The 13,900-nt window shown below is 43.0% G+C and carries 13 protein-coding genes; 10 read left to right on the top strand and 3 right to left on the bottom strand.

Annotation, left to right across the window (positions count from 1 at the left end):
* The first annotated feature begins 129 nt into the window (after positions 1 to 129).
* The gene (locus H6G32_RS09340; protein WP_190457404.1) at positions 130 to 792 is read left to right on the top strand and encodes a LapA family protein; all 663 of its coding nucleotides are present in this window, start codon (positions 130 to 132) and stop codon (positions 790 to 792) included.
* An 8-nt stretch (positions 793 to 800) separates the two neighbouring features.
* On the opposite strand, the gene H6G32_RS09335 is transcribed toward H6G32_RS09340, so the two are convergent.
* A complete protein-coding gene (locus H6G32_RS09335) occupies positions 801 to 995 on the bottom strand; it encodes a hypothetical protein (protein WP_190457402.1) in 195 nt (64 codons plus the stop codon).
* A 423-nt stretch (positions 996 to 1,418) separates the two neighbouring features.
* Here H6G32_RS09335 and H6G32_RS09330 point away from each other — a divergent pair, with 423 nt between their 5' ends.
* The 6 genes from H6G32_RS09330 (at position 1,419) to H6G32_RS09305 (ending at position 7,528) form a co-directional block, all read left to right on the top strand.
* A complete protein-coding gene (locus tag H6G32_RS09330) occupies positions 1,419 to 3,050 on the top strand; it encodes an NB-ARC domain-containing protein (protein WP_190457400.1) in 1,632 nt (543 codons plus the stop codon).
* 6 nt (positions 3,051 to 3,056) lie between these two features.
* Entirely contained in the window at positions 3,057 to 3,611 is a 555-nt protein-coding gene (locus tag H6G32_RS09325; RefSeq protein ID WP_190457399.1) for a shikimate kinase, read from the top strand.
* Positions 3,612 to 3,982: 371 nt separating this feature from the next.
* The gene (gene argB / locus H6G32_RS09320) at positions 3,983 to 4,879 is read left to right on the top strand and encodes an acetylglutamate kinase (RefSeq protein ID WP_190457397.1); all 897 of its coding nucleotides are present in this window, start codon (positions 3,983 to 3,985) and stop codon (positions 4,877 to 4,879) included.
* Between the two features lie 133 nt (positions 4,880 to 5,012).
* Positions 5,013 to 5,534 (top strand): tetratricopeptide repeat protein, encoded by a 522-nt coding sequence (locus tag H6G32_RS09315; RefSeq protein WP_190457395.1) that lies wholly within the window; start codon positions 5,013 to 5,015, stop codon positions 5,532 to 5,534.
* Between the two features lie 45 nt (positions 5,535 to 5,579).
* Entirely contained in the window at positions 5,580 to 6,446 is an 867-nt protein-coding gene (locus H6G32_RS09310) for a DUF3153 domain-containing protein (protein WP_190457393.1), read from the top strand.
* A gap of 266 nt (positions 6,447 to 6,712) precedes the next feature.
* Complete coding sequence (locus H6G32_RS09305; RefSeq protein ID WP_190457391.1) at positions 6,713 to 7,528, top strand: Rpn family recombination-promoting nuclease/putative transposase; 816 nt, start codon at positions 6,713 to 6,715, stop codon at positions 7,526 to 7,528.
* 48 nt (positions 7,529 to 7,576) lie between these two features.
* Here H6G32_RS09305 and pdxH read toward each other — a convergent pair whose 3' ends face one another.
* Positions 7,577 to 8,221: a pyridoxamine 5'-phosphate oxidase gene (gene pdxH, locus H6G32_RS09300; protein WP_190457389.1), complete on the bottom strand. Its 645-nt coding sequence runs from the start codon at positions 8,219 to 8,221 to the stop codon at positions 7,577 to 7,579.
* A gap of 111 nt (positions 8,222 to 8,332) precedes the next feature.
* Between pdxH and H6G32_RS09295 the strand changes: the two genes are divergently transcribed.
* The 3 genes from H6G32_RS09295 (at position 8,333) to H6G32_RS09285 (ending at position 11,675) form a co-directional block, all read left to right on the top strand.
* The gene (locus H6G32_RS09295) at positions 8,333 to 9,406 is read left to right on the top strand and encodes an AI-2E family transporter (RefSeq protein WP_190457387.1); all 1,074 of its coding nucleotides are present in this window, start codon (positions 8,333 to 8,335) and stop codon (positions 9,404 to 9,406) included.
* Positions 9,407 to 9,440: 34 nt separating this feature from the next.
* Positions 9,441 to 10,268: a segregation/condensation protein A gene (locus H6G32_RS09290; protein ID WP_190457386.1), complete on the top strand. Its 828-nt coding sequence runs from the start codon at positions 9,441 to 9,443 to the stop codon at positions 10,266 to 10,268.
* Between the two features lie 237 nt (positions 10,269 to 10,505).
* Positions 10,506 to 11,675 carry a sugar phosphate nucleotidyltransferase gene (locus H6G32_RS09285; RefSeq protein WP_190457384.1) on the top strand — a complete coding sequence of 390 codons (1,170 nt, stop codon included), beginning with the start codon at positions 10,506 to 10,508 and terminating at the stop codon, positions 11,673 to 11,675.
* 93 nt (positions 11,676 to 11,768) lie between these two features.
* Here the strand turns inward: H6G32_RS09285 and speA are convergent, their stop codons facing one another.
* Positions 11,769 to 13,787, bottom strand: a complete 2,019-nt coding sequence (gene speA, locus H6G32_RS09280) for a biosynthetic arginine decarboxylase (protein ID WP_190457473.1) — start codon at positions 13,785 to 13,787, stop codon at positions 11,769 to 11,771.
* Between the last annotated feature and the right edge of the window lie 113 nt (positions 13,788 to 13,900).

Genomic DNA, 13,900 nt, shown 5'->3' with positions numbered 1-13,900 from the left:
AAATAAAAATTGCTCATTCTTCATCCTTCAACTTTATCCTTTATTGTTTATCTTTTTTAATTTGTATTCAATTACTAGCCAAGATGCTTGCCATGATTCCATTTTCTCACTTTGAATTTTGAATTGTTTATGGCTGTAATTCGCTTAATTCTGTTGGTAGTAATACTGGGAGGACTAACGCTGTTGTTAGCCCAAAATTGGTCGCCTGTCCTCCCACTTGTATTTTTGGGTATGGGGAGTCAACCATTACCACTGGCGCTGTGGATTTTGTTCAGTACTGCCGCTGGTGCTTTCACATCTATATTGATTACCACCTTGTTTAAATTGTCCGATTTATTTGTTGGACAACCACAAAAAAACCCATCGCCATCAGCCCCAGCTTCACCGCGTAGTTCGGCAAATAGGACGAAAGAACCTACACCCTACTCTGCCAGTCCGCCATCTCCATCTGGTAAAACTGAGTACACTAGCGGTCAAAAATTTGATGATTGGGAGACTTCTAATCAAGATGATGATTGGGACTTTGAAGAACAGGCAGAGCAAGCACCTACTGGCAAAACCTACGAACGGGAACAGACGCCCAAAAGTAGCTCGAAATCTGGTTCAGTTTACTCCTACAGTTACCAGGAGCCAAAAAATACGGCTGTAGGAAAAACGGAATCTGTTTACGATGCTGATTATCGAGTCATCATCCCCCCTTATCAACCACCGACTACCAATCAAGCCGATGAAGATGATTGGGATTTTTTTGAGGATGAGGATGAGGAGCAGGATCAGCCCCCTCGTCGGTGAAGCTTAGTTTATTTAATGCCACACTGCTCTCGAGACTCCTGCTTGACTTTACCAGTCATGGCAGCTTCCTGCAAAATCATAAAAGCATTAAAATCTTCCAATTCATACTGAGTAGTTAAAAGTTGTCGTAGTTGATTTTCTGCTTCGACAGTCAAATAGCCAGTTGCCAAAGCTTTTTGCACAACGTCACGAATTCGATTCATGGCTGAGACCTCATTCATACCACATTGATTGATTTGGTCTTACTTAGGGGAGAAAAGCTTCTTGGTACAATCTCGGAAAGTTACTCATTTTTACCACTTTTGCGGAAACACTTATTGATTGGGGGCTAGCAGTAAATTTTGCAATAATAACACTGTGCTGGTAATCACAAAGTATTAAATGCAACTAAAATTCAACAATCAGCGGTAGTCTTGCTTTCTCCTATTGACAGACTTTATTTCCTTAAAGTTTCAAACAAGCTATATAAAATTTCCGTTAAGCATAACGATACCTAAACAGCATCTGCCAATTCACCTAACGACAGTTATTAAATTCGTTATAAATTCATCGTTTATTTATTCTGGCTTCATTGAAGAATCGTTAGTATATTATTTTGAGTTACTTTAATTACATAAATAAAGCTAATGCTGGCAGCTAATTCAACTCAAATAGAAGCAGAATTTATCGAAGCTAAAAATAATTGGGAGTTAGAAAAGCTATACGTAGATTTGGCTTCAGTAAAGGGGAAAGCCCTAACACCTGTAGAAAAAAAATTCCTTAGAGGTTTACTTTGTGGTTGTAGTCCTGCGGAAATTGCTAGCATAGTCTATAAAAGTCGTAGTAGCAGTACTGTTAGGGTTTATCTTTCTAATGGAATTTATAAATATATAGAAGAAATGCTGAGTAACCAAGTAGGACACTCAGTCAAGGTGAAAAGCTGGAGTCGCGTGACTCATTTGCTAGAAAAAGCTGGTTATAAGAAAAATTGGTTTCAGGTACAATCAATCATCACCCCGATCAAAACTACCAGAGATCAAGAGACTGATTTACTCAAAATTAAATCAGCAACAGTCCAAGATTGGGGTGAAGCAATTGATGTCAGCCTATTCCACGGACGGACGACAGAATTAGCCACAGTTACAGAATGGATTTTCCAAGAGCGCTGTCGGTTGGTGGTAGTTTTGGGTATGGGTGGAATTGGTAAAACAGCTTTTTCCGTTAAGCTGGCAGAAGAGATTCAAGATAAATTTGAATATGTCATTTGGCGATCGCTACGTTTCGCACCCCCCCTAGGGATGATATTAGATCAAGTGCAAGAAATTTTATCCCCAAAAACCCAGAGGAACATCGCAGACACCATAGAGGGAAAAATTTCCCAACTGATTGATTGTTTGCGTCTTTCCCGTTGTCTTTTGGTGTTTGATAATTTTGACTCGATTTTGTGCAGTGATGATGCAGATGACTACTTATCACAATCTACCACACCAGCAAATACTTCCATTTACGCCCTTGGACAGATTCGCTATCGCCCAGGTTATGAGGGTTATGGGGAGTTAATTCGACGGGTGGGAGAATCTCAGCATCAAAGCTGTTTATTATTAACCAGTCGGGATAAACCACCAGAAACTGCTGCTATTGAAGGAGATCAACTACCTGTCCACTCTTTGAAACTGACTGGCTTAAGTAAGCAAGAAAGCACCTTGATCCTCAAAACCAAGGGATTTTCTGATTTCAAACAGGAGGAATGCAGCGCTTTAACTGACTGGTATGCTGGGAACCCGCTATTTATTAAAATAGTTGCTACTACTATTCAAGAATTATTTGATGGGAGTATTTTGGAGTTTCTATCCCAGGGAACTGTGGTTTTTGGCGACATTCGCGGGATTTTAGACGAGCAGTTCAATCGTTTATCTGTGTTAGAGAAGCGCTTGATATACTGGCTGGCACTCAACCAAGATTTTGTTTTTTTGCAGGATTTAGCAAATGATATCATACCAGAGTTATCGCCCAGACTGTCTCAAAGATTAATGCTAGAGGCGATTGAGTTATTACAAAGGCGATCGCTAATCGAGAAGGCTGCACCTACACCTATTGAAAAACAGGTATCCAGCTTTTACCTAACCCCACTATTGATAGAGTATGTAACTGAACGCTTGATGGAGGAAAAGTTTAAATTAAGTAAAGAGGAAGATAACAGCCTATTCATTAATCATACAATTTTTGCAGCACAGATCAAAAACCATATCGGAAAAAATCGCCTGAATGGGGAGATATAGAGTAGCGTGAGTAGCTTATTAAAAGGAGTCAACCTGTATTTAATTGGGATGATGGGCGTGGGTAAGACGACGGTAGGGCGCTTACTCGCTCAACAGCTTGGTTATGGGTTTGTGGATACCGATAGTGTAATTGTTCAAGCAGCGGGTAAATCTATCAATGAAGTATTTGCTGATGAAGGTGAAGCAGCATTTCGCCAGTTAGAGAGTGATGTACTTGCCCAAGTCTGTGCTTTTACTAAGTTGACTATAGCAACTGGCGGGGGCATTGTGCTGCGGCGAGAAAACTGGGGTTACTTGCACCACGGCTTGATTGTCTGGCTAGATGTGCCACTGGAACTAATTATGGCCCGTTTAGCTGAGGATACCACAAGACCTCTGCTGCAAGATGCTGATCTTCAAGGTAAGTTGCGATCGCTTCTTGAACAACGAAAACCACTTTACTCCCAAGGGGATCTCAGAATCACTGTTCAAGAGGGAGAAACACCAGAACAAACTGCCTCTAGAATTATGGAAGCAATTCCCAGTGTTCTCAAACCACAAGTTTCTCATGCTAACGGCTGATCCCCATCGTCTCTCTACAAAGGTACAAAGTCTTAGCCAGTGGGAGAATTGCTCTTTGGTTGCACCTTAATTAATAGAGTGGGTACTATTTGAATTGGAAGAAACAGAAAGATTTCTGCAAGTGTTGTCCGAGTTTTTGAGCCGAGTAGAACACAATCCCGGCTATCCCCGACTTCAGCAAAAGTAATCCTATTTGATTGGTGAAAATGAAGTGGCTCTCAGATTCCCGACTTCTCGGAATCTTATTCTTTGTAGTCGGTCGGCAAATATACCAGCAGTAAAATTGCTACTCGATTTTGGTGTTAGAGATTGTTACAAGTTCCAAAGTCTTCTACACTGACTTGATAAGTTTTAAGTCTCAACAGCTCCTCATGATGGATAATGATAGAGAGTACATCAGGCAAGCTGAAGCCACTCGTGTGCGTGTTTTAAGCGAAGCACTACCTTACATTCAACAATTCGCTGGTCGGACTGTTGTTGTCAAGTATGGTGGCGCAGCGATGAAAGAAAGCACCCTTAAAGATAAAGTCATCCGCGACATTGTATTTTTATCTTGTGTCGGCTTGCGACCAATATTAGTACATGGCGGTGGGCCAGAAATTAATAGTTGGTTAGATAAACTGGGAATTGAGGCGCAATTTAAGAATGGTCTGCGAGTCACTGATGCCGCCACAATGGACGTGGTGGAAATGGTGCTAGTCGGTCGAGTCAATAAAGAAATTGTTTCGCTGATTAACCAAGCGGGAGGCCTGGCAGTGGGACTTTGCGGCAAAGATGGTAACTTATTTACAGCCCGTCCCCAAGGTCAAGAAGGCATCGGCTTTGTGGGGGATGTGAGTAATGTGAATATCAAGATTTTAGATACTTTGTCTAAAAATGGCTATATTCCTGTAGTGTCGAGCGTCGCTGCTGACGAGACCGGACAAGCTTACAACATTAATGCTGATACTGTGGCTGGAGAAATTGCTGCCGCATTAGGGGCAGAAAAGTTGATTTTACTAACTGACACTCAGGGTATTTTAAAAGATTACAAAGACCCGTCTACCTTGATTCCTAAACTAGATATTCGGGAAGCCCGTGAGCTAATTGCCAGTGGTGTAGTTAGTGGTGGGATGATTCCCAAGGTTAATTGTTGTGTGCGATCGCTTGCTCAAGGTGTCCGTGCAGCACATATCATTGATGGACGCCTTCCCCATGCCCTGCTTCTAGAAATCTTTACTGACGTGGGGATCGGTACGATGATTCTTGGTTCCCAGTTCACCTCTTAAACCTTTGGGTGGGCGACTTGCCCACCTAGAAACTAATATTTTTAATTAACTTAATCTTGCCAGCATCGGAAAAGATGCCAAAAATCTCCCTGGCATTGGCACAATTAAAACAGAGTTAATTTATGTGGGAATCGTGAGTGCAGAAAGTTTAGAAATCGCCAAAACTCGCTATCAACTGGGAAAAGCTGCCTTTGAAAATGGGCAATACCGAGAATCTGTGGAAAATTTGGAAAAGGCGATCGCCTTATTGAATCGTAATTCTCGCCTAGGGGGTGAGGTAGGAATATGGCTAGTGACGGCTTTTGAAGCTGCTGGGCGTACAGAAGATGCGATCGCTCAATGCCAACAACTCCAACGCCATCCCCACTTTGAAACCAGCAAACAAGCGCGGCATTTGCTTTACATCTTACAAGCACCAAAGCTAGTTAGACCAAGCGAGTGGATGACCGAAATTCCCGACTTGGGCGTACTTGCTGACAATGAATCGAAAACTCGCGTCACTCTCAGTGCAAAAAAATCTTCTGGACAGCAGAAGCCTGTTGAACCAGAATATGTTGATCTTAGCCAAGTCAATACCAGCGATAATCGCTTTATCTGGATAGCCCTGATTGCTGTTGGTTTAACTATCTCGTATTTGGTTTGGTTGAGTTTTTAAGACTTTGCCAAAAACGCCCAGTCCTTAATCCCCAATCCCCCAATCATGAATACATCTATCTTCGGCAAGATTTTAGCTTGGTTAATCAGACCATTTGCTGTGGTGTTAGGAAAAATAGTTACTGGTCAAAAACAATCGGGAGCAAAAACACCCAAACCTATTTTGTTGCTGGTACTATCAGCATCTCTGCTGCTGTCTGGTTGTGTAGAGTACGATTTGGGGGTTAACTTTAACAACGCCAACAGCGGTGAACTAGTCCAGCATATTAAGTTAGCAGAAAAACTCACCAGTTTTAGTGGCGATTATGTCTACGATTGGTTAAACAGTATAGAGCGTCGTGCCCGCAATCTGGATGGAAAAACGCAACGAGTTTCCCCAGAAGAAATTATTGTCAAAATTCCCTTCACTAATGGTCAGGAATTACAAGAGAAGTTTAACCAATTTTTCAACTCTCGCAATCCTCAAAACTCTAAGTCATCCCCAGGCGAATCGGATTCAGAACTGCCAAAAATCGCCTCAAACTTGCTCTTAGAGCAGAATCATTTTTTACTTTTAGTCCGAAATCGGTTGATTTATGATTTGGATTTGCGATCGCTTTCTGTAATTGCCAGCAAAGGTAACGTTTTGGCTAATGCTGGTTCAATTCTCGATTTGGAGTTTAGCTTAAAAACCCCTTGGGGAGCGAGGAACATCAAACAAACTGAAGATGCTATCCAGCCAGAAAAAAATGGTCAGCAACTAGTGTGGAAACTCAAGTCTGGTGAACTAAATCATCTAGAAGTAGTTTTTTGGCTTCCTAGCCCGATTGGTATTGGGGCTGTATTCATTATTCTGTTTGTCTGGGGAGGAATATATCTCAGATATACTTTCATGCCCGATCCCAGAATTCAGTTTGCACCTAAACAGTCATGAATGCTAAATGCTGAATGATGAAAGTTTGAAACTCTTGAATAGACAAGATGAGAGAGGATTAACCTTGTCTATTTCTTCATTTTGTATAGTTTGCTGAACAATCCATTTTTGTTTGTATTTTTTTGTCCCTGCATTTGCTACCGCTTCACCTACTGTATGAGAAAGAAGCCCCTAATAACAATTTTGTTCTAGAGGTTCCACCTTCATCAACCACCGCGTAGAGATGATAAAATCATCACAACTATAAACCGCGCCTAAATTTCAGCGTGAAAACAGACAGCATCTTTTATCGCCTATTTCAAGATTTTCCCAGCATTTTCTTTGAACTAATTGGCAACCCTCCCGAAACTGCAAATATCTATCAATTTTCTTCCGTTGAAATTAAGCAAACAGCCTTCAGAATCGACGGTGTATTTCTTCCCACCCAAGATCAAGAAAGCCAGATTTATTTTGTCGAAGTCCAATTTCAACCAGACTCTGATATTTACATACGCCTAGTTTCGGAAGCTTTTTTATATCTCCGGCAAAATCGATGCCGCAACTCTTGGCGAGGGGTGGTGATTTATCCTAGTAGAAACATAGACATTGGCGATCAAGAAGATTGTTTAGAATTTTTCCTCAGCCAACGCATCAGTAGAATTTATTTAGATGAATTAGGGGCAGTTGCATCACTTCCCATAGGTATTGCTACTATTAAATTAGTAATTGAAGATGAACAGACAGCAATTAGCACCGCCAGGGAATTAATCAACCGCACCCAGCAAGCGGTAAATTTACCATTCCCACAGCAACAATTATTAGAATTGATAGAGACTATCTTGGTTTACAAATTTCCGCAAATGAGCCGAAAGGAGATAGAAGCAATGTTTAGCTTAAGCGAGTTGAAACAAACACGGGTTTATCAAGAAGGTAGAGAAGAAGGTAGAGAAGAAGGTGAACAAGAAGGTAAACAAAAAGCAAAATTAGAAGCTGTACCTAGATTATTAGCACTGGGCTTAACTGTAGAACAGATAGCACAGGCGTTAGAGTTGGATATTGCCCAAGTTCAGCAAGCCATACAGCCAAAGTCTGAAAATCAGTAAAGAAAGTGGTGCGGGACGAAAAGTCCGCCATTGGTAAGGGATCTAAAATTAAGGTGACAACCGTTCTAGCTTCCATCCCCCATCATCTAAGGGAGTATACAACAAGCGATCGTGTAAACGGCTAGAGCGTCCTTGCCAAAACTCAATTTCTTTGGGGATCACTCGCAAGCCTCCCCAATGTGGTGGTCGGGGAACCTCCTGATTTGCATATTGAGTCTGGAATTGCTGCAACCGCTGTTCTAATTCTTCTCGGCTAGCAATCACCTCACTTTGATTAGATGCCCATGCACCCAGGCGATTATTCGGGGGACGCATATTAAAATACCCATCAGACTCCTCAGAGGAAACTTCCTCCACAGTCCCCACAATCCGCACCTGGCGCTCCAGTTCCGCCCACCAAAAAACTAATGCCGCCTGGGGATTAGCTGCTAGTTCTTGTCCTTTGCGGCTGTTGTAGTTGGTGAAGAAAACAAAACCTCGTTGATCAAAATCTTTCAGCAGCACCATTCTCGCCGATGGACTACCATCTAGTGTGGCGGTGGCAATAGTCATAGCATTGGGTTCAGGAAGTTGGGCTGCTAGTGCCTGATCAAACCAAATTTTAAATTGTCTAAAGGGATTGGGGTCAATTTCCCTTTCACTCAAGTCCTGTAAGCTATAGTCCTTGCGGAGGTCAGATATAGTTTTGTCCATTGTGCTTGCTTTACTTTATACACGTTTTGTTAAATATATCTATGATAATGATCAGCGCCAACGCCAGTTGAGCAAATTGTCTTCAGGACTCTCAAAAAGAGATTGCATCAGATGCGCCGTTCTGCCTCCGTTCAACGCCTGCTAGTCTATGGTCTGAGCGGCCCGATTATCGCTCTTAATATCTGGCTGCTGTCTGTATTTTTTCGCTATTTTCAACATCCAATTACCATCTTGAGTATTGCAGCAATTTTGGCTTTTTTACTCAATTACCCGGTGAAGTTCTTTGAACGGGCGCGAATTACTCGCACTCAAGCAGTAATCATCGTTTTGCTTTTAACTTTAACCCTGTTGATTATTTTGGGTGTCACCCTCGTACCGCTGTTAATTGACCAAACAATCCAACTTTTAAATAAGATTCCTGATTGGTTAGCCACAAGTCAAGCTAACCTAGAGCAATTTGAGTCCTTGGCCAAGCAGCGGCGTTTACCCCTTGACCTGCGGATTGTGAGTAATCAAATCAACACCAATATTCAAAATCTGGTGCAACAGATAGCTTCTGGTGCAGTGGGATTTGCGGGCACGCTGTTGTCAGGATTGCTTAACATGGTCTTAGTGGTCGTGCTGGCATTTTATATGCTGCTATATGGCGATCGCGTGTGGTCTGGTCTAGTTAATCTCTTACCATTTAGTATTGGTGCCCCCTTAACCGCATCCTTACAGCTAAATTTCCAGAATTTTTTCCTCAGCCAATTATTGCTAGGGCTGTTTATGATCATCACCCTGACGCCAATTTTCTTATTTCTCAGAGTGCCATTTGCCCTGTTGTTTGCCATACTCATCGGTATGAGTGAACTCATTCCCTTTATTGGGGCGACTCTAGGCATTGGTTTAGTGACTATTTTGTTACTTCTGCAAAATTGGTGGTTAGCGGTGCCAGTTGCCACAATGGCCATTCTCATGCAGCAAATTAAAGATAATCTGTTAGCCCCCAAATTACTGGGGGACTTTATCGGACTGAATCCCATTTGGATTTTTGTGGCTATTTTAATGGGATATGAGATTGCTGGATTACTGGGGACACTGGTTGCTGTGCCAATTGCTGGTACTATCAAAGGCACCTTCGATGCTATCAGGAGCAGTAAGTCTAATAGCTTTGTATCAACTGTGACTATTGGTCATAACTGAACCTGAGATTAAGACAGAAAGTTAAAAGTTAAAAATGGATGCTTCCGAGCTATTAGAAACAATTACACTCCTGATTGACCAAGCAGAACGAGGGGAAATTGACCCTTGGGATGTCCAAGTGATTGAGGTGATTGACCGTTACTTAGAACTAATGGCACCGGAGGCAACAGCAAGAGGTTATGAAGCTGATTTGTCTCAATCTGGACAGGCTTTTTTATCAGCATCAATGCTAGTATTATTCAAGGCTAATACCTTGGTGCAATTGTCAACCGTAGACGAGTTTCAAGAAGCTGCAATAGATAATACAAGTTTTGGTGAAGATGGGGTATTACATCAGGCTCATCGCCTACAATTAGAGCGGCACTTGCGACGCCGCACAGCCGCAATGCCACCACCAAAACGCCGTGTCACCCTGCAAGAGTTAATCGCTCAATTGCAGATCATGGCGGATCAGCTCAAACTTGTACATAAAGTCAGCAAACCTAACCGTCTCAAGCGTCAGCCTAGTGTCCAAACTATGCGGGAGGCACTAGAGTTAGCTCACCAAGAAAATCTGACGGAAGTAGCTCTTGAACTGGAGCAGGTTTTACATCTTTGGGCAAGGGAGCTACATCTAGAACATAATTGGTTGAATTTAGAACAACTTGTACAGTTGTGGACTCAAACAAAGCAACCATACCAGAATAGCTCCGCCCATGAGTCAGAACACAGCCACCTAGTTAGCGTTTTTTGGGCGCTACTACTTCTCTGTGCTCAATCCAAGGTAGAGCTATTACAAGAAGACTTTTACCAGGAGATAAAAATTCGTTTAATCACAGAATCAGCCAACAGCTGCAAACCCTTGGAGCAGCCGATAAACTGAGTCTGTCTAAACCAGCCATACAGATAATTTACGGATTTTTGCTTCAACAAAATCCAGAATCCGAGTAAATTTAAAAGATAACTGATCGCTGGTCATCTAGTCATACCGATGGTTGCGACAACCAGGAAATTCCTGTTATTCCCGTTTTCAGGGGTTATTTTAGAGTAGAAATAAAAACTGATGATTAAGTATCACTCGATAAAAGCAAACTGGTTTGTGGTTGAGGAATAAAATATTATGAAAGCGATGATTCTCGCGGCAGGTAAGGGTACTCGTGTGCGTCCTATTACCTATACAATTCCCAAACCGATGATTCCCATCCTTCAAAAGCCAGTGATGGAATTTTTACTGGAGCTGTTACGCCGGCATGGATTTGACGAGATTATGGTTAATGTTAGCCATTTGGCTGAGGAAATAGAAAATTATTTCCGTGACGGTCAGCGGTTTGGCGTGCAAATTGCCTATTCTTTTGAAGGCAAAATTGATGACGACGGTAAACTTGTAGGGGAAGCCATCGGTTCTGCTGGGGGGATGCGGCGCATCCAAGACTTCTCGCCCTTTTTTGATGATACCTTTGTGGTGTTGTGCGGTGATGCTTTAATTGACTTAGATTTAACTGAGGCAGTTAAGTGGCATAAGTCCAAGGGAGCAATTGCTACCATCATCACGAAATCTGTCCCACGGGAAGAAGTTTCTAGCTATGGGGTAGTTGTCACTGACGAAGATAATCGCGTCAAAGCTTTCCAAGAAAAACCCTCAACAGAAGAAGCTCTTAGCACCAACATCAACACAGGTATTTACATCTTTGAGCCAGAGGTTTTTCAGTATATCCCCTCGAAAGTAGAGTATGACATTGGTGGCCAGCTGTTCCCCAAATTGGTGGAAGATAATGCCCCTTTCTACGCCATCCCGATGGATTTTGAATGGGTAGATATTGGTAAAGTACCAGATTACTGGCGAGCGATTCGCGGTGTATTGCTAGGGGAAATCAAAAATGTGCAAATTCCCGGTCATGAAGTTGCTCCTGGGATCTACACTGGCTTAAATGTGGCTGTGAATTGGGACAAAGTGGAGATCACAGGCCCAGTTTATATTGGTGGGATGACGAGAATCGAAGATGGAGCGAAAATTGTCGGCCCAGCAATGATCGGCCCCAATTGCTGGATTTGTAGTGGTGCAACTGTAGAAAACAGTGTGATTTTTGAATGGTCGCGCTTAGGTCCGGGAGTCCGCTTGGTTGATAAGCTGGTATTTGGACGTTACTGTGTGGATAAGACCGGGGCAGCGATAGATGTCCAAGCTGCTGCTTTGGACTGGTTGATTACCGATGCCCGCCAGACGCCACCATCAAATACCCCTGTTGAGCGACAAGCGATCGCTGAATTGTTGGGCACAAATGCTAATTAGGTAATGGGTAATGGCTAATGGCTAATGGCTAATGGTTTTTCCTTTTCCCCAATTACCAATTACCAATTATCCATTACCAATTACCAGTTCTAACTAACTATTCAAATACGTATATCTTCGGAGGCTTTGCTCGTAGGTTTGTAGCAGTCTCTGGGATTCGGCTAGGGTGATGCGTTTCTCTTCTAAAGCTTTTTCGCAACGCTGACGGATTCTTTCCACCATATCCTCGGAGTCGTACTGCACGTAGCTTACTACTTCGCTCATTGTATCACCCTTGACAACGTGTTCAATCTGATAGCCTTTGGGTGTTAATTGGATATGAACGGCGTTAGTGTCACCAAAGAGGTTATGCAAGTTGCCCATGATTTCTTGGTAAGCTCCATTGAGGAACATCCCCATGTAATAGGGTTCTCCTGGCCTAAAGGTGTGCAGTTCTAAAACCGATTTGACATCACGCAGGTCGATAAAGCGGTCGATTTTGCCATCACTGTCGCAGGTGAGGTCTGCTAAAATTGCTCGCCGTGTTGGTTCTTCATCTAGGCGGTGTATTGGCATGATCGGGAATAGTTGGTCAATCGCCCAACAGTCTGGTGCTGATTGAAACACAGAAAGATTGATATAGTAGATGGAAGCCATGATTTTCTCTAGGTCTTCCAGTTCGTCTGGTACGTATTCTTGCTGCCTAGTGATGGTGAGAATTTTTTGACAACAAGCCCAGTAGAGTCGCTCTGCTTTGGCTCGTTCTCTGAGGCGCAAAATTCCTAAGTTGAAGCGGCTGATGGCTTCTTCTTTGAATTGCGCGGCGTCGTGGTAGAACTCCTGATAGTTCTCTTTGTTAATGGATTGGTAGGTTTCCCAAAGGTAATTAATTATTGGGGATTCTCCCTCTTTTGGGGGTTCTGGGAGATCAAGGGGGACATCGCTGGTACTGAGAACGTCAAAGATTAGCACTGACTGATGGGAGGCGATCGCACGTCCACTTTCGCTAATCAGTGTTGGTACGGGAATTTGCCGTTCTGCACAGGTATCTTTTAACTCTGCCACGATGTCATTGGCATAGTTCTGCATGTTGTAATTTTTCGAGGCGTAGAAGTTGGTTTGCGAACCATCGTAATCGACACCCAAGCCGCCACCGACATCGAGATATTTCATATTTCCGCCCAGCATCGCCAACTCCACATAGATGCGGCTGGCTTCTTGGATGGCATCTTTAATGACATTAATGGCGGAGATTTGCGAACCGATATGGAAGTGCAACAACTGCAAGGAATCCAGCAGATCAGCATCTCGTAACTTGTCTACTGCTTCGATAATTTCGGGAATTGTTAGCCCAAATTTAGCGCGATCGCCGCTGGAAGTTCCCCAGCGTCCCATACCTTGGGTGCTTAATTTAGCACGAACCCCCAAAATTGGCTTAATCCCCAATTGCTGGTTAGCAGCAATCACCAAATCAACTTCTTCAACCTGCTCTAAAACAATAATTGGCGTTTGCCCTAGTCTTTGGGCTAACATTGCTGTTTCAATGTATTCTCGGTCTTTGTAGCCGTTGCAGATTAACAAAGCTCCTGGGGTATCCAGCAAAGCCAGAGCAATCATCAATTCTGGCTTAGAACCGGCTTCTAACCCAAATTGATGGGGTTTGCCAAACCGGACTAAATCTTCAATTAAGTGCCGTTGCTGGTTACATTTGACGGGAAACACACCGCGATAAACGCCAGGGTAATTATAACGGGCGATCGCTTTGGCAAAACAAGCGTTCAACCGCTCAATCCGGTCTTCCAAAATATCGGAAAAGCGGATCAGCATCGGTAGCCCCAAATTACGCTGCTTCAAGGAATTGACTAATTCAAACAAGTCTAGAGAACCGCCGCGATCGCCCTTGGGAGAAACGGTCACGTGACCAGCAGCACTAATCGAGAAATACGGCTGTCCCCAACCTTCAATCCGGTAAAGGTCTTCGCTATCCTCTATTTTCCAAGAGCGAGGTAATTCTCCTGCGGTACTACTAGGTGGTAGCAGCTTTTTTTGCTTATGATTTTTGACTTCAGACTTGTGTCCGTTGGTCGGTAGTTTAACCACCTCATCCGATGTAGCACTTGACTCAACACCCATTTCTTCCTGACCTCTGTGTTTCACCCACGAACAATTTAACGCATTCATCTGATAACGGATATCCACTAACGAGATAATTTCTGAGATAAACTCTGAATTGGTCAACAGTCCGC

It is taken from the genome of Cylindrospermum sp. FACHB-282 (assembly GCF_014697195.1).
Taxonomy (GTDB): domain Bacteria; phylum Cyanobacteriota; class Cyanobacteriia; order Cyanobacteriales; family Nostocaceae; genus Cylindrospermum.
The sequence above is the reverse complement of the archived record's forward strand: the minus strand, read 5'-3'. Positions and strand labels throughout refer to the sequence as shown.

Coding starts and splice junctions, on each gene's coding strand:
- H6G32_RS09340 (WP_190457404.1), top strand. CDS start 130: ATGGCTGTAATTCGCTTAATTCTGTTGGTAGTAATACTGGGAGGACTA.
- H6G32_RS09335 (WP_190457402.1), bottom strand. CDS start 995: ATGAATCGAATTCGTGACGTTGTGCAAAAAGCTTTGGCAACTGGCTAT.
- H6G32_RS09330 (WP_190457400.1), top strand. CDS start 1,419: ATGCTGGCAGCTAATTCAACTCAAATAGAAGCAGAATTTATCGAAGCT.
- argB (WP_190457397.1), top strand. CDS start 3,983: ATGATGGATAATGATAGAGAGTACATCAGGCAAGCTGAAGCCACTCGT.
- H6G32_RS09310 (WP_190457393.1), top strand. CDS start 5,580: ATGAATACATCTATCTTCGGCAAGATTTTAGCTTGGTTAATCAGACCA.
- pdxH (WP_190457389.1), bottom strand. CDS start 8,221: ATGGACAAAACTATATCTGACCTCCGCAAGGACTATAGCTTACAGGAC.
- H6G32_RS09295 (WP_190457387.1), top strand. CDS start 8,333: ATGCGCCGTTCTGCCTCCGTTCAACGCCTGCTAGTCTATGGTCTGAGC.
- H6G32_RS09290 (WP_190457386.1), top strand. CDS start 9,441: ATGGATGCTTCCGAGCTATTAGAAACAATTACACTCCTGATTGACCAA.
- H6G32_RS09285 (WP_190457384.1), top strand. CDS start 10,506: ATGAAAGCGATGATTCTCGCGGCAGGTAAGGGTACTCGTGTGCGTCCT.
- speA (WP_190457473.1), bottom strand. CDS start 13,787: ATGGGTGTTGAGTCAAGTGCTACATCGGATGAGGTGGTTAAACTACCG.